Here is a 17,807-nt window from a genome sequence, read left to right on the forward strand (position 1 = left end):
TAAGACGTGCGGCGTCGGACCCCAAAAGATCGTCCGAACGCGGCCCGAACCTTCGGCAGCTCAGATCGAATACTCCTTCACCACTCAACAGGCCGAGCGTTAGCTCGCCTGCAGCTTTTGATCTTGATCCACCCGCCCCTTCGGAAGGCCGAGTGGAGGCGTTCATCAGGGGGTAGGCGCGAAGCGCCGTTCGACGAAGTCGAACACATCGAGAGGAGGTCGAAGCGAAGCCGACCGGAGGCGATGCCCCCTGATGAATGCCGGAGCGAGGGAACGCCGAGCCTAGGCGAGGTGCCGTACGCTTGGGGCAAGCCTTTTTGGGAACTTTTGTGGCGTTCGTTGACAAAAGTGCCTCGCTGTAAAAGCGAAACCCTAAGTGGCCGTTACCGCAGAAATGGATATGTACACCCGTGAGAGATAGGCCGGCTGCCAGGCCGCCTTCGCAGGCAAGCCAGCTCCCACAGTGGATCTGGGTACAGCCGTGAGAGACAGGTGAGGGTTAAAACGGTATCTACAGCTCGCCATCGGCTTGCCCCAAAAAAGACACCGGCAAACGTATCCGCACCCTTCTGGTTCAATTCGCCGCTGTAACAAATGACCAGGCGAAGCTGACGAACGCAGTCAAATGTCTCTGAACAAACCCACGTTGTAGCGCTTTACCCGCCCGCCCACTGGCCGTTTCCCGGGATCGAAACAGGCTCCGCCGAGACTGGCATGAAATCTGCTTAGCTCTGATAAACATGTACTGATATTCCCGCCGAACTCTTTGGCGGACGTCCCACGTGGTCATCGCCGACCATCAGCCTCCAGAGGCACGGGACAGGTGAACCAGGCAACGCGGCCTCGGTTAATCACCCACCAGACATCCATGAATACCAGGCAAAGGCGCCTGGAGCTGCTAGACGGCTCCAGGCGTTTTTTTTTGGTTTTTTTCTGGCCATGCCAAGGCGCGGCTTCGACTGAGGAAAGGCTATGAACGCTATCGTCACCCCGATCAAAAGCGAAACACTGGTCGTCATCGGCAACGGCATGGTCGGCCACCATTGTGTCGAGCAACTGATCGAGCACGGAGCCCTCGCCCACTATCACGTGCATGTGTTCGGTGAGGAGCGCCAGCGTGCCTATGACCGCGTGCACCTCTCCGAATATTTCGGCGGCCGTGATGCCGAGTCCCTTGCCCTTGGCGAGGCTGATCTGTACGCCCGCCATGGCGTGCAGTTGCACCTCGGGGTGCAGGTACTGGAAATCGACCGCGAGCATAAGGAAGTGGTCACCAGCGCCGGACGCCAGGCTTACGACCGTCTAGTGTTGGCCACCGGCTCCTATCCCTTTGTGCCGCCAATCCCCGGCGCCGAGGGCCGCTCACGGTTGGTTTACCGCACTCTGGACGACCTCGACGCAATCCGCGAAGCCGCCACTAATGCCCGACGCGGCGTGGTGGTCGGCGGTGGGTTGCTCGGCCTTGAAGCCGCCAATGCGCTCAAGTCTCTGGGGCTGGAAGCCCATGTCGTCGAGTTCGCCCCGCAGCTGATGCCGGTGCAACTGGACGCCAGTGGCGGTGAGGCGCTGCGGGCACGGATCGAGGCCTTGGGTGTTGGCGTACACCTTTCGCGAGCAACACAAGAGATTGTCATCGGTGAAGAGTATGCCTACCGCATGAACTTCAACGGTGGCGAGTTCCTTGAAACCGATCTGATCGTGTTCTCCGCCGGTATCCGTCCGCAGGACGCGATTGGCCGCAGCGCCGGGCTGGAGGTGGCAACCCGTGGCGGTCTGGTGGTCGACAATCATTGCCGCACCAGCGACCCCGACATCTTCGCCATCGGCGAGTGCGCTTCCTGGAACGGCAGCATCTTTGGCCTGGTCGCACCGGGCTACAGCATGGCCCGTAACGTTGCCGCGCAACTGGCCGGCCAGCACTACGAACCCTTCACCGGCGCCGACATGTCGACCAAGCTCAAACTGCTGGGCGTCGATGTCGGTTCGATCGGCGACGCTCACGCGACCACGCCGGGTGCCAAGAGCTACCGTTTCATCGACGAAGCCAGCGCCAGCTATCGCCGCCTGGTGGTCTCTGCCGATGGCAAGCATGTGCTCGGTGCGGTGCTGATCGGCGACAACAGTTATTACGACACCCTCCTCCAGTACGCGCAGAACGGCATCGCGCTGCCCAAGGATCCGTCCAGCCTGATCCTGCCGCTGTCGGACGGCGCTCCGACACTCGGCGCCGATGCGCTGCCGGACACCGCCACCCTCTGCTCCTGCCATAACGTCACCAAAGGCGCGGTGTGCTGTGCGATCGACGCCGGCTGCACCGATCTGGGCGAACTCAAGGGCAAGACCAAGGCCGGTACCGGTTGCGGCGGTTGCAGCGCGCTGCTCAAGCAAGTCTTCGAACACGAACTCAGCGCCCGTGGCGTCGCCGTCGACAAAAGCCTGTGCGAGCACTTCGCCCACACTCGTCAGGAGCTGTACGCCCTGGTGCGGGTCGAAGGCATCATCAGCTTCGACGAGATGCTCGCCAAACACGGCCGTGGCCACACCGGCTGCGATATCTGCAAACCCGCGGTGGGCTCGATTCTCGCCTCGTGCTGGAACCAGCCGATCATGGACCCGTCGCTGGTGCCCTTGCAGGACACCAACGACACCTTCATGGCGAACATGCAGAAGAACGGCACCTATTCGATCATCCCGCGCATCGCCGCCGGTGAGATTACTCCGGACAAACTGATCGCCCTCGGCGCCGTGGCGAAGAAATATGACCTTTACACCAAGATCACCGGCGGCCAGCGCATCGACCTGTTCGGCGCTCAACTGCATCAACTGCCGGACATTTGGGGCGAACTGATCGAGGCCGGTTTCGAGACCGGTCACGGCTATGGCAAGTCGTTACGCACGGTGAAATCCTGCGTCGGCAGCACCTGGTGCCGCTACGGTGTGCAGGACAGCGTCGGCATGGCGCTACTCCTGGAGAACCGCTACAAGGGCCTGCGCGCGCCGCATAAATTCAAGCTCGCGGTGTCTGGTTGCACCCGCGAATGCGCCGAAGCGCAAAGCAAGGACATCGGCGTGATCGCCACCGAGAAAGGCTGGAACCTCTATGTCTGTGGCAATGGCGGCATGCGTCCGCGTCACGCCGAGTTGCTGGCCACGGATCTGGATGACGACACCCTGCTGCGCTACATCGATCGCTTCCTGATGTTCTACATCCGTACTGCCGACAAATTGCAGCGGACCTCAGTCTGGCGCGAGAGCCTGGAAGGCGGCCTGGACTTCCTCAAGGACGTGATCATCGAGGACAGCCTGGGACTGGGTGCCGAGCTGGAGTCGCAGATGCAGATGGTGGTCAACCGTTACGAATGCGAATGGGCCAACGCCATCAATGACCCGGAAAAACTCAAGCGCTTCCGCACCTTCGTCAATGACGAACGCGGTGACCCGGACATTCATTTCGTCAAGGAACGTGGCCAGCGCCGCCCGGTACACGCCACCGAACTCCACCTGATTCCCGTTACCGAGGAGGTGCTCTGATGAGCCAGTCAAACGTTGTCCGTCTCGAATCCCGCAGCAGCATTGAAAGCCCTGCGCAATGGCAGACGCTGTGCAGCCGTCACGATCTGGTGGCCAATTCCGGCGTCGTCGCCTGGCACGATGGCGCCCAGGTGGCGCTGTTTCAGCTGCCCGATGCCCAGGACAAAACCCTCTACGCCATCGACAACCGCGACCCGAAATCAGGCGCCAATGTTATCGGTCGTGGCATCGTCGGTAGCCTCAAGGGTGACCTGGTGATTGCCTCGCCGCTGTACAAACAGCACTTCCGTCTCGAAGACGGCAGCTGCCTGGAATATCCGGAGCAAAGCCTGCGCGTCTGGCCGGTGCGTTTGAACGGGGACGTGGTGGAAATTGGAGTGCAAACCCCATGAAATCCATTACACAACTGCTGAAATTAAAGGCCACGCAAAACCAGGTCCACACCATCGGTCCGGATCAGATGGTGCTGGAGGCGCTGAGAGTGATGGCTGAAAAAAATGTTGGCGCGCTACCGGTGCTCGAAAATGGTCAGGTAGTAGGCGTGATCAGCGAGCGCGACTACGCCCGCAAGATTGTTCTCCAGGGACGCTCCTCAGTCGGCACGCCCGTCAGAGACATCATGAGCACGCCCGTTGTGACGGTGAACTCCCGGCAAAGCATCGAGGCCTGTATGGGCATCATGACCGACAGTCACCTGCGCCACTTACCGGTTGTAGAGGACGGAGAACTGCTGGGCCTGCTGTCCATTGGCGACCTGGTTAAAGAAGCCATCGCCGAGCAGGCCGACCTGATCCGCCAACTGGAGCAGTACATTCGTGGGGACTGGGCTGACATCCCTATGGCGCAGCCCAACCATCGGCATAGCACGAGGGTCTGAACTCGCGCCATTTGCCGCAACGGTGGTCGCAGGTCCCTGCCTACTGGGTTTTCTTGCGATAAGCCATCGAATCATCGATACGCTTGAGGATGTAGTCGCCCGCGGCCACCGGCGGGTACTGGCTCAGCGCCGGGTCGATACCCAGATCGCAGGGGTCGACTCTGGCGCTGTAGGTCGGGTCGTAGAACGTCGCGATGGAATAGCGCTCATGGCCTGAAGAATTGATTACCCGGTGCAGGGTCGAACGAAAACGATCATTGGACCAATGCGCCAACAGGTCTCCAACGTTCACCACCAGACTGCCCGGGATCGGCGTGGCCTCGATCCAGCGATTGGAGCCCAGCTCGCGCACCTGCAAGCCGCCGCTGTTGTCTTGATAGAGCAAAGTGATGCAGCCGTAATCCGTGTGCGGAGCCACTCCGAACTGGTCGGCCTCGGCCTGGGCTGGCTGCGGTGGGTAATAAACCATCTGCGTACGTTGCAGCGGTTTGGTGTATTTATCCGTGAAGAAATCTTCTTCGATCCCCAACCCTACCGCCACCGCCCGCAACAGATCCGCCCCGGCCTTGCCGATTTCCGCGTAGTACTCAGCCAATGCCTCACGCAGCGGCGGCATGAATAGCGGCCACTGATTCGGTCCACGCAAGGCCTCGCCAGCGAGGACGCAAGGATCATCCTCCGTCAGCTCCAGACCGATACTGAAGAACTCCTTGTGATCGGGCTTGGTGGCTTCATACATGGTCGCCCCACCCAGCGCATGCCAGCCTCGATGCCGGTTGTTCACTGCCACCTGGCGTTTGACTTCGGTCGGATAGGCAAAGAACTGCCCGGCAGCCGACATGGCTCTGTCGATCACCGTTTGCGGCACGCCGTGATTGATGATGTAGAAGAAGCCGGTTTCGCTACAGGCTTTTCGAATGGCGTCACCGGCTCGGCGAATACTCGCCTGATCACCTTCGCGGACACCGGACATATCGATCAAGGGCAGATTGGCGCTAGAGGTCATGTTCACTCCTGGGTGCATCGTGCATGCAGTGGTGGGAAAGCGGGTTTCGCCAGCGAATGACTAACCGGTATATACAGGATAAAGCATTTACTGTGCCGCCCAGCCAGGCAGTCGCCAGCAAGCCTTGGGCTAAAGCGAACAGCCTTTTTTAATATCAGCACAAGACCGCATACAACCTGTTACCCATCGGTTTCCCTTCGCCCCAGCAGGGGGCAGCGAGACCCCATTTGGTGCAACCTTTGGTTACAAGCCTGAACAAAGAGACGTCGGCGATTCTCTTTTCGTTTTGGATCAACAGGGTCTGGAACGCTGGTTGGCGAGCGGAATCGGAATTCTGGCCTGCATTTTGCCTTACCTGTATATACAGGAACATATAGCCACCCAATCCCCCATCACCCTGACCTCAGGACACTTTCAATGTACGCATCGCTGCAACTCAAACCCGGTCAACTCACCCTCGATCAATTGCGCGCCATTTACCAGTTGCAAAGCCCTTTCGAACTGGACCCGGCCGCACGCGACGTCGTCAATGCCAGTACTCGTACAGTAGACGAGATCATCGCCAACCAGCGCACGGTGTACGGCATCAACACCGGTTTCGGCCTGCTGGCTCGGACCTCCATCGCCACTGAATCGTTGGCCAAGCTGCAACGCAACCTGCTGCTGTCGCACTGCACTGGCACCGGCCCGCTTCTGGATGACGCCAGTGTCGGCCTGATCATGGCGCTCAAGGTCGGCTCCCTTGCCCGTGGTTTTTCCGGGATCCGCTGGGAAGTCATTCAGGCCCTGAGCAAGCTCTATGCCGCCAGGGTTTATCCGTGCATACCGTCGCAAGGGTCGGTCGGCGCGTCGGGCGATCTGGCGCCGTTGGCGCATATGTCCGCCGTGTTGATTGGCGTCGGCCGGGTGCGGCATGAAGGCCGTGAAATGGATGCCGTCGAAGGCCTGGCGATTGCCGGCCTGGAACCGATGGTGCTGGGCCCGAAGGAAGGCCTGGCGCTGATCAATGGCACCCAGGTTTCGACGGCGCTGGCCTTGCGTGGTCTGTTCGCCTGCGAAAAACTGTTCAGCGCGGCGGTAGTCGCCGGCAGCCTGAGCGTTGAGGCATTGAAAGGCTCGGACGTGCCGTTTGACCCACGCATCCAGGCGGTTCGCGGACAACCGGGGCAAATCGACGTAGCGCTGCTCTACCGCGAACTGCTGGCCACCAGCGAGATTCGTGAATCCCATCGCGATTGCGACCGGGTGCAGGACCCTTACTCGCTGCGCTGCCAGCCTCAGGTCATGGGCGCGTGCCTGGATCACATGCGTTTCGCCGCCGGGGTGTTTCTGCGTGAAGCCAACGCCGTCTCGGACAACCCGCTGGTGTTCTGTGCCGACGGCGACGTGCTCTCCGGCGGCAACTTCCACGCCGAACCGGTCGCCATGGCCGCCGATGTACTGGCCTTGGCCATTTCAGAAATCGGTGCCTTGTCCGAGCGACGAATCGCCCAACTGGTTGATCCGGCACTGTCGGGCCTGCCGGCCTTTCTGGTGCGTGAAGGCGGTCTGAATTCGGGTTTCATGATCGCTCAGGTCACCGCTGCCGCCCTCGCTTCGGAGAACAAGACCCTCGCCCATCCAGCGTCGGTGGATAGCCTGCCGACATCAGCCAACCAGGAAGACCATGTCTCGATGGCGACCTTTGCGGCACGTCGCTTGCTGGACATGGCCGGTAACAGCAGCGCGGTGGTCGCCATCGAACTGCTGGGCGCCGCTCAAGGCGTGGACCTGCATGCGCCTTTGCAGACCTCGGAAAAACTCGCTGAAGTGCTGACGATGATTCGCCGTGAAGTCGCGCACTACGATGAAGACCGCTATTTCGCACCGGACATCGCCGCAGCAAGAGCCTGGGTCGAGAACGCGGCGTTCACTCGCTGGTTGCCTGCCGAACGTCTGTATGCCTGATTTGTAAACCTGAGCCGAGCCCGTTCGCCGCCGCGTTGCTGCGGCGAACACCTACTCTTTCGTAGCCGATGGGAAGTGCCATGCGCCGTTATTATTCAGGCCCGGACTATCGTCGAGCACAGAGCATTGCCGAGTTGGCAGTGATGGCCCGTCGACGCTTGCCGCATTTCGCCTGGGAATACCTGGAGGGTGGCGCCGAAGAAGAGTTGACCTTGCGCCGCAACCGCCAAGGCTTCGCTGATATCGCCCTGCTCCCACAGACCCTGGTGCCCTGCGGCGTGACACAGCCCCAGAGCTCGCTGTTTGGCCGAGCGTTGCCGCTGCCCATCGCCATCGGTCCCACCGGCTACAACGCCATGCTCTATCGCGATGCCGATATCCACCTGGCCCGGGCCGCAACGGAGCGCGGCCTACCCTTCACTCTCAGCACCGTTTCCACCAGTTCACTGGAACAAGTGGTGGCGGCAGTGCCTGAGGTGAATCTCTGGTTCCAGCTGTATTGCCTGCGTGATCCCAAGGTCCAGGAAGACCTGTTGCTACGCGCCAATGCCGTGGGTTGCACGACCTTGCTGTTGACCAGCGACGCCGTGCTGCTGGGCAACCGTGAGTGGGATAAACGCAACTTTGTCCGCCCCCGGCAACTGAGCCTGCGCAACAAGCTCGACGTGTTGAATCATCCACGCTGGATGGCCCAGGCACTGTGGCCCCATGGCCTGGCAACCCTGGGCAACATCGAACGCTATCTGCCAGCCGAGCAACGCACGATCGAAGGCGCCGCCCATTTCATCGGCTCGCAAATGGACGCCGGGCTCGATTGGGATGCCCTCGCCCGTCTGCGCGACCGCTGGCCACAACGGTTGTTGCTCAAAGGCGTATTGCACCCGGCAGATGCCGAGAAAGCCGTTGCACTGGGCCTCGATGGGCTGGTGGTGAGCAACCATGGCGGTCGGCAACTGGACGGTGTTCCCGCCAGCATCGACTGCCTGCCGGCAATTGCCGCCGTGGCCAAAGGCAAGCTCACGCTGCTGCTCGATAGTGGCGTACGCCGTGGCACCGACATTCTCAAAGCCTGCGCCCTCGGTGCCGATGCAGTTTTGCTCGGGCGCGCTACTTTGTATGGAGTCGCTGTCGGCGGACAAGCAGGCGCCGGCCATGCCCTCGACCTGCTCGCACAAGAGTTGCGCCTGGCCCTGTCATTACTCGGTACCCCGGACCTGAACCAACTCGACCGTCGCCAGTTGTGCGCGACGCCATCCACTTCCTTCACCGTGAGTTGAACCGATGAACGATCTGCAACAGACCCTCGAACAGTTGCGCCAGGCGCTGGGTGATGCCGCGGTAGTGACCGGTGCCGATATCAGTCAACGGCACTACAGCGACTGGACCGGCCACGCACCGGCCTGCCCGGCGGCGCTGTTGCTGCCGCGCACCACGGAGCAGGTCGCGAGCGCCTTGCGTATCTGCAATGACGCAGAGCAATCGGTGGTACCCCAAGGTGGAATGACCGGGCTGGCGGGCGGCGCAGTGCCTCGTGAGACGGACATCGCCCTGTCCCTTGAGCGCCTGCGCGGCATCGAAGAAATCGACCCGGCGGCGGCAACTATTAGCGTCTGGGCCGGCACTACGCTGGAGGAAATTCAGCACGCGGTGCTCGAGGCGGGTTTTGTCTTCCCGCTGGATCTCGGCGCCCGTGGCTCATGCCAGATTGGCGGCAACATCGCCACCAATGCCGGTGGCAACGCGGTGATCCGCTACGGCATGACCCGCGACCTGGTACTCGGACTGGAAGTGGTCCTGGCCGATGGCCGGGTACTCAACCTGCTTAACAAAATGATCAAGAACAACTGCGGTTATGACCTGAAACAGTGCTTCATCGGCAGCGAAGGCACCCTTGGAGTGATTACCCGTGCGGTATTGAAACTGGCCCCCCAGCCTGGGGAAACCACCACCCTGCTCTGCGCCCTGCCCGATTACGCCAGTGCGGTCAGCCTGCTGCGCCGGGTGCAGCGCAGCGTCGGTACGCCGCAAGCCTATGAACTGATGTGGCAAGACTTCTTCCGCCTGGGGGTTTCCTGGCTGGAAAACCCAACCGCCCCGATGTCGCTGGATCATCCGCTGTATGTATTGCTCGAATGCGCCAGCCCTCAGGAACTGCTTGAACAGACACTGGAAGAGGCCTTTGCCGCCGGTGAAGTGGTTGACGCGGTATTGGCCAGCTCCCAGACCCAGGCCCGGGCGCTCTGGAAGATCCGCGAAGCGACCGGCGAATTTCCCCTGCGCATGACCCCGCTGAACTTCGACGTCAGCCTGCCCATCGGCCTGATCGGCGACTTCGCCGAACGCTGTCGCCAGCGTCTGGAGCAACGCTGGCCGGGCAATCACAGCGTGTATTTCGGCCACATCGGTGACAGCAATCTGCACCTGACCGTCGACTGCGCCTCCCTGCCCCAGCCTGCCCCCATCCTTGAGGTCGAGGAACTGGTGTATAGCGCTGTCGGCGAACTGGGCGGCTCGGTCTCCGCCGAACATGGCATCGGACTGCTCAAGCGCGAGTTTCTCCATCACTCAGTCAGCCTCGAGGCTCGCCAGGCAATGCAGCAACTCAAGGATTGCTTCGACCCCAAGGGCATTCTCAACCCGGGGAAAATCCTCGGCTGAGTCAAATACGACCTGTATATACCGCTATGGCACGTTAACTGCTGTAGCTGTCATAGATGTCGCTATCACGCATCACCCGCAACACATAACTAGAACCAACACACACCATAAGCCTCGCTGCACCTGATGAAGGAGTTACACCATGCAACTCGATTCTCTGTTCAGTAAGAAATTCAACGGTCTGTGCATCGCCTTGACCCTGGCTGGCGCCTGCATGGCCGCCCAGGCCGATCAGCTCGCCGATGTGAAAAAGGCCGGTGAACTGGTGGTGGGCACCGAGCTGCAATTTGCACCTTTCGACTTCACCGAAAGTGGCAAACAGAAAGGCCTGAACGCTGAGCTGTTCGAGCAGCTGGGCAAAGAGTTGGGGGTCAAGGTCAGGTTCATGGACTTGCCATGGCCCAGCGTATTGCCGGGGCTTGAAGCCAAGAAATTCGACATGGTTGCAGGTCCCATCATCGTCACCAAGGCGCGTAAGGAGCGTTACCACTTCGTGATGCCGGTCGCCGAGGCGACGGTAGCGTTACTGGTCAGCGCCAAGGACAGCCCGATCAATACACCTGACGACATCGCCGGCAAAGCCGTGGGCGCAGGCAAGGGCTCGGCGCAGCTCGAAGAACTGAAAACCTTCGCCTCCACCCTGCCGAAAAAAGTCGATGTTCGTGAATACATCGACAACAACCAGGCCTACGCCGAGCTGGGAACCAAGCGCATCGTTGCCGTCGCCAACTCCCTGCCGAACATTTCCTACGTCGCCGCCCAACACCCGGACAAGTACAAAGTGGTGATGCCTCCGTTTGGCAAGAAATCCTACTTTGCCTACCTGGGGCGCAAGGATGACGACGCCAACAGCCTGATCGCCGCGCTCGATACCGCCATGCTGAAAATGCACGATGACGGTCGTCTCGCCGCCCTGCAAAAGAAATGGCTGGGTGCCGAAATGGACGTGCCAAAAGCTGACTTCGACCCTACCTGGTAAACCGGGCTTGCGGGTTCGTTGAACGGATTGCCGGCTCAGCCGAGCCGGCGATTTATCCAAGCTGGAGGCACGACGATGTTCGATTGGCCTTTACTGCTGCAAAACCTGCCACTGCTGCTGGACAGCCTGCTGGTGACCCTGGAGATTTCCGTCGCCGCACTGGCTATTGGCTTTGTCATCGGCGTTATCGTCGGCAGCCTGCGTCTGTCGCCCCTGCCGTTGCTCAGACGTCTGGGGGGCGCCTATATATTCGTGTTCCGCGGCATTCCGCTGCTAGTGCAATTGCTGTTCATCTATTACTTCCTGCCGCGCATCGGCCTGCCCAACGTTTCGCCCATGGTGGCGGCGGTGATCGGCCTGTCTCTGGCGGCGGGCGCCTATATCGCTGAAATCATGCGCGGTGGCTTTCTCGCCATCCCCGGCGGTCAACTGGAAGCCGCCGGCCTGCTGGGCCTGAGCTCAGGACAAATGCTGGTGCGCATTCGCGTCCCTCAAGCCGTGCGCCTGACCCTGCCGGCACTGGTCAATGAAATGATCCTGCTGATCAAGGCCTCGTCGCTGGTGTCGGTGGTGGGGCTGGCCGACCTGACCCGCACGGCGCAGAACATTGCGGCCAGTGACTACATGTTCGTTCAGGACTACCTGATGCTGGCCGGCTTCTATTGCCTGATCAACATCCCGCTGGCGTTCTTTGGCGGCTTGCTGGAACGTCATCTGAAGGAGCGCACCGCATGATCTTTGACCCGACAATCATCACCAATCACCTCGGCGACATCGGACAAGGCTTCATGGTCACCCTCGGTACCTGGTCTGCCGGTGTCACACTGGGACTGTTGCTGGGCCTGTTGATCGCCGTCGCCCAGCTGTTCGGCAACAGTCTGGTGCGCGCGCCGTTGCGGGCGTTCATCGAGATGATTCGAAGTACGCCGTTTCTGGTCCAGTTGTTCCTGGTGTATTACGGCGGCCCGTCTTTCGGGCTGAGCCTGGACCCCATTCCGGCCGGCATTCTGGGTTTGGGCATTTATGGCAGCGTCTACTTCGCGGAAATTTTCCGTACCGGTTTTGAATCCGTTGCCCGTGGGCAGCTGGAAGCCGCCGACTGCCTGGGCATCAGCCGCCTGCAATGCATCCTGCGCATCCAGATTCCGCAAATGCTGGTGATCATCCTGCCGGCGCTGGTCAATCTGGTCACCATCCTGTGCAAGGAAACCGCCGTGCTGTCGATCATCACCATCCCCGAACTGACCATGGTCCTCACCGGCATCGGCTCGGAAACCTTCGCCTTTGTCGAAACCCTGCTGGTGCTGTGCATTGGCTACCTGCTGCTGGTGGAAGCCTGTTCACGGCTGGGCATGCTGCTGGAAGTGCGCGTCGGGCGATTCATGCAGAAGCAGCCTCGATGAACAACCTCCTTCCTGCCGCCGTGGACCTGCGCGCGAATCCGGTCCCTTCGACGCCAATAGCCCCGCCACACTCATCCGTATTGAAAGAATCAGGTGAAGCGATGAAGACTTCCAAGGCACTCTCCGACAAAAGCGAGCCGATGCTGAAACTGCACAACGTCGGCAAGAGCTTCGGCACTCTGCGCGTACTCAAGGGTATCGACTTGCAAGTGCGACATTCTGAAGTGGTGTGCCTGATCGGCCCCTCAGGCTCAGGCAAAAGCACCCTTCTGCGCAGCATGGCGTTCCTTGAAGAATACGACGAGGGCGAAATTTATATCGAAGGCCAATTGCTTGGCTGGGTGCCGGAAAATGGCAAGGGCCGCAAGCGCGCCGCGCAGTCGCAAATCAATCTGGTGCGGCGCAATGTCGGCATGGTCTTCCAGCAATTCAACCTGTGGCCGCACATGACCGCCCTCGGCAATGTCAGTGAAGCCCTGTTGCGCGTGCGCAAGCTGTCTGCCGATAACGCTCGGCAACGGGCCATGGCGATGCTCGATAAAGTCGGTCTGGCCCACAAGGCCGCGGCCTATCCGGCGCAGCTGTCCGGTGGCCAGCAACAGCGCGTGGCGATTGCTCGAGCGCTGGCGATGGAGCCGCACATCATGCTGTTCGATGAACCCACCTCTGCCCTCGACCCGGAACTGGTCGGCGAGGTGCTGCAAGTCATGAAGACCCTCGCTAAAGAAGGCATGACCATGGTGGTGGTCACCCATGAAATGGGCTTCGCCGCTCAGGTCGCCGATTCGGTGGTGTTCCTCGATCAGGGCCAGGTAGTCGCTCACGGCACCCCTCGCGAAATCTTTCACAACGCCGAACAGCCACGCCTGCAGCAATTTCTGCAGAACTACCTGGATCGCAACGCCTTCTGGCAGGACACCAAAGAGGTCAGCCCAGTATGAATGCCATCGACCTGAATCTGTTGGCCCGCGCCGAAGTGCGCGACCTTGCCAGCTACAACGCCGGCCTCGGCGCGGATGCGGTGCGCAAGCGCTTCGGCCTGACCCGTGTCGCCAAACTGGGCAGCAATGAAAACCCAATGGGCCCGGCACCCGCCGTTACCGCCGCCATGGCCCAGGCCTGCAGTGAAATTGCGCTGTACCCCGATGCCGGCTGCCAGGCATTACGCGCCGCACTCTCGAAAAAACTCGACGTTCCGGAAGATCAATTGGTGTTTGGCAATGGCTCGGAGGATTTGCTGAGCGTCATCAGTCGGGTGTTTTTGGACCACGACGATGAAGTCGTCACCGTGGTGCCGTCCTTCGGCTTGCATTTTATCTACCCAATGGCCGCCGGTGCCCGGATGGTGGGCGTGCCAATGACCGCCGAAGGCACCTTCGACGTGGCGGCGATGATCGCCGCGCTCACGCCACGCACGCGTCTGCTGATGTTTTCCTGCCCGTCCAATCCGGTTGGCTGTACCCTTAGCGCCGGTGAGTTACAGCAGTTGCTCGGCGCATTGCCTGCACACTGTTTGCTGGTGTTCGACGAGGCCTATTACGAATACGCCCGATGGGAGGCCGATTACCCGGACTGCCTGGGCTTGATTCAGGCCAGCGGCAAACCGTTCATCCTGCTGCGGACCTTCTCCAAGGCTTATTCCCTGGCGGGTTTGCGCGTCGGCTACGGCATCGTCAGCGATCCGCTGCTGGCTGATTTGATCAACCGTCTGCGCACGCCCTTCAACGTTAACCGCGTGGCCCAGGCTGCGGCGGTTGCGGCGCTGGCCGACGATGAACATCTGCAGGCCTGCCTTTCCCATGTCGCCAGCGAACGCCGGCGTCTGGCCGCCGCCCTGCAGGAGCAAGGCCTATCGACCGCACCGTCCATGACCAACTTCCTATACTTCACCACAGCCTGGCCTGCCGAAGTCATCAATCAGGCACTGCTGCGTGAGGGGGTGATTATCAAGCCCTGGCGCGAAGCCGGATACACGCAGCACTTGCGGGTATCCATCGGAAGCTGTGAGGATAACGACCTTTTCCTCAAAGCCTTGGCAAGAGTACTTGCCGTACAAGAGACGCGGACCGACTGATGATTAAAAATGCACCGCAAGCGCTCTATCGGCGCGCGAAGGATTTTGTGCAAGGCCAGCTTCGCGCGGGCGTTTGGAAACCCGGCGACCTGATCCCTTCAGAGAACCGTTTGGTGCAGGAACTGGGCATGTCGCGCATGACCGTCAACCGTGCATTGCGCGAACTGACCGAAGAAGGTCTTTTGGTGCGGATTTCGGGCGTCGGCACCTTCGTGGCCGAAAGCAAACCGCAATCGAACCTGCTGCGAATCACCAACATCGCCGACGAGATTATCGCCAGGGGTCACAGTTACACATGCCGCGTCCTGCACTTGGGACGCGAGGCGGCCTCAATGCCGGTGGCCGCCGCCCTGGCGCTGACCACCGGCTCCTCGGTTTTTCATCTGATCTGTGTGCATTGCGAAGAAGGTGTACCGGTGCAACTCGAGGATCGTTACGTCAATCCGGAGCTGGTGCCGGAATTTCTACAGCAAGACTTTGGCGAGCGCCTGCAACCGGCGAGATACCTGTTGCAGGTCATCAGGCCCGATGAAATGGAACATATCGTCGAAGCCAGCCACCCCAGCAGCGATGAAAGCAAACACATGCAAATCGATGCCAACGAACCCTGCCTGGTCCTCATGCGCAGGACCTGGAGTCAGAGCAAGATCGTCACCTATGTGCGCCTGATCCATCCCTCCTCACGCTATCGCCTGGGCAGTCGCCTGCCAGTGAATGGAGCGCACAGAGACAGTTGAGGCCTGACGGAACTCGGCACTCGTGTTGCCGGGTTGGCCCTTTTCGAACAGCTTGGATCGCCCTCTCACGCATTCAGGTTAGCAGCCGTAATCGTGGTTAGTGGTCCGTCGAGACTATTTCAGTGACTTGCGTGCCGAGGCAGCGCTATAGAAATCAAAGCAGCGAGCAGCACGAAAGCGCTCGATATCCACAAACATGCCTCCAATCCATACACCTGATATACCCAGCCGGAGAGGACTGTGCCGATCAGGCGCCCCATGGCGTTAGACATGTAGTAAAAGCCCACATCCAGTGACACGCCGTCTTCCTTGGCGTAGGACACGATCAAGTAGCTGTGCAACGACGAGTTCACAGCGAACAACACACCAAAAACCATCAGTCCGCCCAACAGGACTACCTGTTGCGACAACCCAGTGTTCAGCCCGAGAGCGATTGCCGCTGGCAGGCCTGCCAGCGCCGATGCCCAGAGAAAGGCAGCACGGCCATCGGGGACATGTCCACGTTTCTTACCGGTGATGCGCGGAGCGAACGATTGCACGATGCCGTAACCGATCACCCAAGCCGCGAGGAAGCCACCAACCTTCCAGAAATCCCAGCCAAAGACACTGCTCAGGTAGACCGGCAAGGCCACCACGAACCAGACATCACGAGCACCAAACAGAAACATCCTTGCGGCAGAGAGGATGTTGATTGCCCGGCTCTTGGAAAGGATTTCGCGAAACCTGGGCTTGGCCTTGGCTTTGCCCAGGTCCCTCTTCAGCAGAATCAGGCTGCTGATCCAGATCAGCGCCAGGACGCCTGCCATGGCCAACAACGCACCCTTGAAACCCATCAGCGCGAGCAATGCGCCACCGAGAAAGAAGCCGACGCCCTTAAGTGCGTTTTTTGAGCCCGTGAGGATGGCTATCCATTGGTAAAGCTTGCCCTGCTGCCCATCGGGCACCAGAAGTTTGATGGAGCTTTTGGCACTCATCTTGTTCAGGTCTTTGGCAATCCCTGACAGCGCCTGAGCGCCCATAACCCAGGGGATGGTCAACAAGGCCGAGGGCACCGTCAGCATCAACAGCGCCGCGACCTGCATGCCCAACCCAATGTTCATGGTTCGGTTCAGACCCAGCCGGGCGCCGAGATAGCCGCCCACAAGATTTGTGATCACGCCAAAAAATTCGTAGAACAGAAACAGCGCCGCGATTTGCAGCGGGCTGTAGCCCAACGCATGGAAATGCAGCACCACCAACATGCGCAAGGCGCCGTCGGTGAGGGTGAAGGCCCAGTAATTGCCCGTAACGAGCAGGTACTGCCGCACTTCTGGAGCGAGGGCTGACAACGCGTTCATGGTTGCTCCCTATTAGCCTGCCAGTCCGACCATTCTGGCCAGTTCGACGGTGCGGTTGGCATAGCCCCATTCATTGTCGTACCAGGCATAGAGTTTGACCTGAGTGCCGTTGATGACCATGGTCGACAGCGCGTCGATGATCGATGAGCGCGGGTCGGTACGGTAATCGATAGACACCAGTGGACGCTCCTCGAAACCAAGGATGTCTTTCAGCTCGTTCTCGGAAGCATCCTTGAGAAACTGATTCACTTCTTCGACAGTGGTGGCACGCTCGACTTCAAATACACAGTCAGTTAGCGAAGCATTGGCCAACGGTACGCGCACGGCATGACCATTCAGACGACCGCGCAGCTCCGGGAAGATCTCTGCAATGGCGGTGGCAGAGCCGGTGCTGGTCGGAATCAGGCTCATGCCCGAAGCACGGGCACGGCGCAGATCCTTGTGCGGCTGATCGAGGATGCTCTGAGTGTTGGTCAAGTCATGGATGGTGGTAATCGAACCGTGACGGATGCCCAGCTTTTCGTGGATCACTTTGACCACTGGCGCCAGGCAGTTGGTGGTGCACGACGCCGCCGTGACGATGCGATGTTCCGCAGCATTGAACAGCTGATGATTGACGCCCATGACGATGTTCAGCGCGCCTTTTTCCTTCACTGGGGCGCTGACCACCACGCGCTTCACGCCTTGGTCGAGGTAAGCCTGAAGCACAGCCACGGCCTTCATCTTGCCGCTGGCTTCAATCACCAGATCGCAGCCCGACCAATCGGTGTCGGCAATCGCTTTGTTGGCCGTTACCTTGATTCGTTTGCCGTCGATGACGACGCTGTCGCCCTCGGAGTTGGCCTGGTAATTCCAACGGCCATGCACCGAGTCGAAGTTCAGCAGGTGCGCATGAGTCGCCGCGTCACCTGCTGGATCGTTGATCTGCACGAACTCAAACTCTGGCCAGCTCCAGGCTGCTCGCAGAGCGAGACGACCGATCCGACCGAAACCATTGATGCCAACTTTAATAGTCATGTTGTTGTGCTCTGTATCTGTTGTCAGTGGGAGTTCGACTGGGTGTCGAACTGGCCGATGTATTCGATATGGGCAGGATGCCTCGGTCGGCATCAACGTCAGCAACGCCGATGCCCCCGCATCTTTAAGGGTTTGCAACGCCTCGAAAGGTGGGGGTGCCCTTCGTGCCTGGACACGGGGTGAAGATCAATTGGCCACTGAACTGTGCCAGGGGCAGTACGGAAAATGGGTGTTGTTGCAC

General features: G+C 60.1%; 15 protein-coding genes and 1 pseudogene. 12 read left to right on the forward strand and 4 right to left on the reverse strand.

What is annotated here, in order from left to right:
* Nucleotides 1-972 precede the first annotated feature (972 nt).
* Genes nirB through ACN1C3_RS10355 form a run of 3 tightly spaced genes read left to right on the forward strand, consistent with a single transcriptional unit; the run spans nucleotide 973 to nucleotide 4,408 of the window.
* Nucleotides 973-3,531: a nitrite reductase large subunit NirB gene (gene nirB / locus ACN1C3_RS10345; RefSeq protein ID WP_419115711.1), complete on the forward strand. Its 2,559-nt coding sequence runs from the start codon at nucleotides 973-975 to the stop codon at nucleotides 3,529-3,531.
* Nucleotides 3,531-3,923, forward strand: a complete 393-nt coding sequence (nirD, locus tag ACN1C3_RS10350) for a nitrite reductase small subunit NirD (protein ID WP_419115712.1) — start codon at nucleotides 3,531-3,533, stop codon at nucleotides 3,921-3,923. The genes nirB and nirD overlap by 1 nt, the downstream gene beginning before the upstream one ends.
* Nucleotides 3,920-4,408 (forward strand): CBS domain-containing protein, encoded by a 489-nt coding sequence (locus tag ACN1C3_RS10355; protein WP_419115713.1) that lies wholly within the window; start codon nucleotides 3,920-3,922, stop codon nucleotides 4,406-4,408. Before nirD ends, ACN1C3_RS10355 begins: the two co-directional genes overlap by 4 nt.
* Nucleotides 4,409-4,448: 40 nt before the next feature.
* Here the strand turns inward: ACN1C3_RS10355 and ACN1C3_RS10360 are convergent, their stop codons facing one another.
* Nucleotides 4,449-5,414 (reverse strand): isopenicillin N synthase family dioxygenase, encoded by a 966-nt coding sequence (locus ACN1C3_RS10360; RefSeq protein WP_419115714.1) that lies wholly within the window; start codon nucleotides 5,412-5,414, stop codon nucleotides 4,449-4,451.
* A gap of 417 nt (nucleotides 5,415-5,831) precedes the next feature.
* Between ACN1C3_RS10360 and hutH the strand changes: the two genes are divergently transcribed.
* From hutH to hutC, 9 genes are all read left to right on the forward strand, one after another.
* Nucleotides 5,832-7,361, forward strand: coding sequence for a histidine ammonia-lyase (gene hutH / locus ACN1C3_RS10365; RefSeq protein ID WP_419115715.1), 1,530 nt, complete (start codon nucleotides 5,832-5,834; stop codon nucleotides 7,359-7,361).
* 80 nt (nucleotides 7,362-7,441) lie between these two features.
* Complete coding sequence (locus ACN1C3_RS10370) at nucleotides 7,442-8,638, forward strand: alpha-hydroxy acid oxidase (protein ID WP_419115716.1); 1,197 nt, start codon at nucleotides 7,442-7,444, stop codon at nucleotides 8,636-8,638.
* A 4-nt stretch (nucleotides 8,639-8,642) separates the two neighbouring features.
* Complete coding sequence (locus tag ACN1C3_RS10375) at nucleotides 8,643-10,019, forward strand: FAD-binding oxidoreductase (RefSeq protein WP_419115717.1); 1,377 nt, start codon at nucleotides 8,643-8,645, stop codon at nucleotides 10,017-10,019.
* 142 nt (nucleotides 10,020-10,161) lie between these two features.
* Complete coding sequence (locus ACN1C3_RS10380; protein WP_419115718.1) at nucleotides 10,162-10,998, forward strand: transporter substrate-binding domain-containing protein; 837 nt, start codon at nucleotides 10,162-10,164, stop codon at nucleotides 10,996-10,998.
* Between the two features lie 75 nt (nucleotides 10,999-11,073).
* A complete protein-coding gene (locus tag ACN1C3_RS10385; protein WP_090322620.1) occupies nucleotides 11,074-11,733 on the forward strand; it encodes an amino acid ABC transporter permease in 660 nt (219 codons plus the stop codon).
* The gene (locus ACN1C3_RS10390; protein ID WP_419115719.1) at nucleotides 11,730-12,401 is read left to right on the forward strand and encodes an amino acid ABC transporter permease; all 672 of its coding nucleotides are present in this window, start codon (nucleotides 11,730-11,732) and stop codon (nucleotides 12,399-12,401) included. Before ACN1C3_RS10385 ends, ACN1C3_RS10390 begins: the two co-directional genes overlap by 4 nt.
* Nucleotides 12,402-12,541: 140 nt before the next feature.
* Nucleotides 12,542-13,342, forward strand: coding sequence for an amino acid ABC transporter ATP-binding protein (locus tag ACN1C3_RS10395; RefSeq protein WP_419115834.1), 801 nt, complete (start codon nucleotides 12,542-12,544; stop codon nucleotides 13,340-13,342).
* Complete coding sequence (gene hisC, locus ACN1C3_RS10400; protein ID WP_419115720.1) at nucleotides 13,339-14,475, forward strand: histidinol-phosphate transaminase; 1,137 nt, start codon at nucleotides 13,339-13,341, stop codon at nucleotides 14,473-14,475. The genes ACN1C3_RS10395 and hisC overlap by 4 nt, the downstream gene beginning before the upstream one ends.
* Entirely contained in the window at nucleotides 14,475-15,212 is a 738-nt protein-coding gene (hutC, locus tag ACN1C3_RS10405; protein WP_419115721.1) for a histidine utilization repressor, read from the forward strand. Before hisC ends, hutC begins: the two co-directional genes overlap by 1 nt.
* A gap of 119 nt (nucleotides 15,213-15,331) precedes the next feature.
* Here the strand turns inward: hutC and arsJ are convergent, their stop codons facing one another.
* From arsJ to ACN1C3_RS10420, 3 genes and pseudogenes are all read right to left on the reverse strand, one after another.
* Nucleotides 15,332-16,549, reverse strand: coding sequence for an organoarsenical effux MFS transporter ArsJ (gene arsJ, locus ACN1C3_RS10410; protein WP_419115722.1), 1,218 nt, complete (start codon nucleotides 16,547-16,549; stop codon nucleotides 15,332-15,334).
* Between the two features lie 12 nt (nucleotides 16,550-16,561).
* Complete coding sequence (locus tag ACN1C3_RS10415) at nucleotides 16,562-17,566, reverse strand: ArsJ-associated glyceraldehyde-3-phosphate dehydrogenase (RefSeq protein WP_419115835.1); 1,005 nt, start codon at nucleotides 17,564-17,566, stop codon at nucleotides 16,562-16,564.
* An 81-nt stretch (nucleotides 17,567-17,647) separates the two neighbouring features.
* A pseudogene (locus ACN1C3_RS10420) lies at nucleotides 17,648-17,807 on the reverse strand (protein phosphatase); the annotation flags it as partial.

Source organism: Pseudomonas sp. H11T01, assembly GCF_048515765.1.
GTDB lineage: Bacteria > Pseudomonadota > Gammaproteobacteria > Pseudomonadales > Pseudomonadaceae > Aquipseudomonas.

What these genes read in the sequence shown, in the direction of transcription:
- ACN1C3_RS10360 (WP_419115714.1), bottom strand. Translation starts at nt 5,414, where the DNA reads ATGACCTCTAGCGCCAATCTGCCCTTGATCGATATGTCCGGTGTCCGC.
- ACN1C3_RS10395 (WP_419115834.1), top strand. Translation starts at nt 12,542, where the DNA reads ATGCTGAAACTGCACAACGTCGGCAAGAGCTTCGGCACTCTGCGCGTA.
- ACN1C3_RS10390 (WP_419115719.1), top strand. Translation starts at nt 11,730, where the DNA reads ATGATCTTTGACCCGACAATCATCACCAATCACCTCGGCGACATCGGA.
- ACN1C3_RS10375 (WP_419115717.1), top strand. Translation starts at nt 8,643, where the DNA reads ATGAACGATCTGCAACAGACCCTCGAACAGTTGCGCCAGGCGCTGGGT.
- ACN1C3_RS10370 (WP_419115716.1), top strand. Translation starts at nt 7,442, where the DNA reads ATGCGCCGTTATTATTCAGGCCCGGACTATCGTCGAGCACAGAGCATT.
- ACN1C3_RS10355 (WP_419115713.1), top strand. Translation starts at nt 3,920, where the DNA reads ATGAAATCCATTACACAACTGCTGAAATTAAAGGCCACGCAAAACCAG.
- hutH (WP_419115715.1), top strand. Translation starts at nt 5,832, where the DNA reads ATGTACGCATCGCTGCAACTCAAACCCGGTCAACTCACCCTCGATCAA.
- nirD (WP_419115712.1), top strand. Translation starts at nt 3,531, where the DNA reads ATGAGCCAGTCAAACGTTGTCCGTCTCGAATCCCGCAGCAGCATTGAA.
- arsJ (WP_419115722.1), bottom strand. Translation starts at nt 16,549, where the DNA reads ATGAACGCGTTGTCAGCCCTCGCTCCAGAAGTGCGGCAGTACCTGCTC.
- ACN1C3_RS10415 (WP_419115835.1), bottom strand. Translation starts at nt 17,566, where the DNA reads ATGACTATTAAAGTTGGCATCAATGGTTTCGGTCGGATCGGTCGTCTC.
- ACN1C3_RS10380 (WP_419115718.1), top strand. Translation starts at nt 10,162, where the DNA reads ATGCAACTCGATTCTCTGTTCAGTAAGAAATTCAACGGTCTGTGCATC.
- hutC (WP_419115721.1), top strand. Translation starts at nt 14,475, where the DNA reads ATGATTAAAAATGCACCGCAAGCGCTCTATCGGCGCGCGAAGGATTTT.
- nirB (WP_419115711.1), top strand. Translation starts at nt 973, where the DNA reads ATGAACGCTATCGTCACCCCGATCAAAAGCGAAACACTGGTCGTCATC.
- ACN1C3_RS10385 (WP_090322620.1), top strand. Translation starts at nt 11,074, where the DNA reads ATGTTCGATTGGCCTTTACTGCTGCAAAACCTGCCACTGCTGCTGGAC.
- hisC (WP_419115720.1), top strand. Translation starts at nt 13,339, where the DNA reads ATGAATGCCATCGACCTGAATCTGTTGGCCCGCGCCGAAGTGCGCGAC.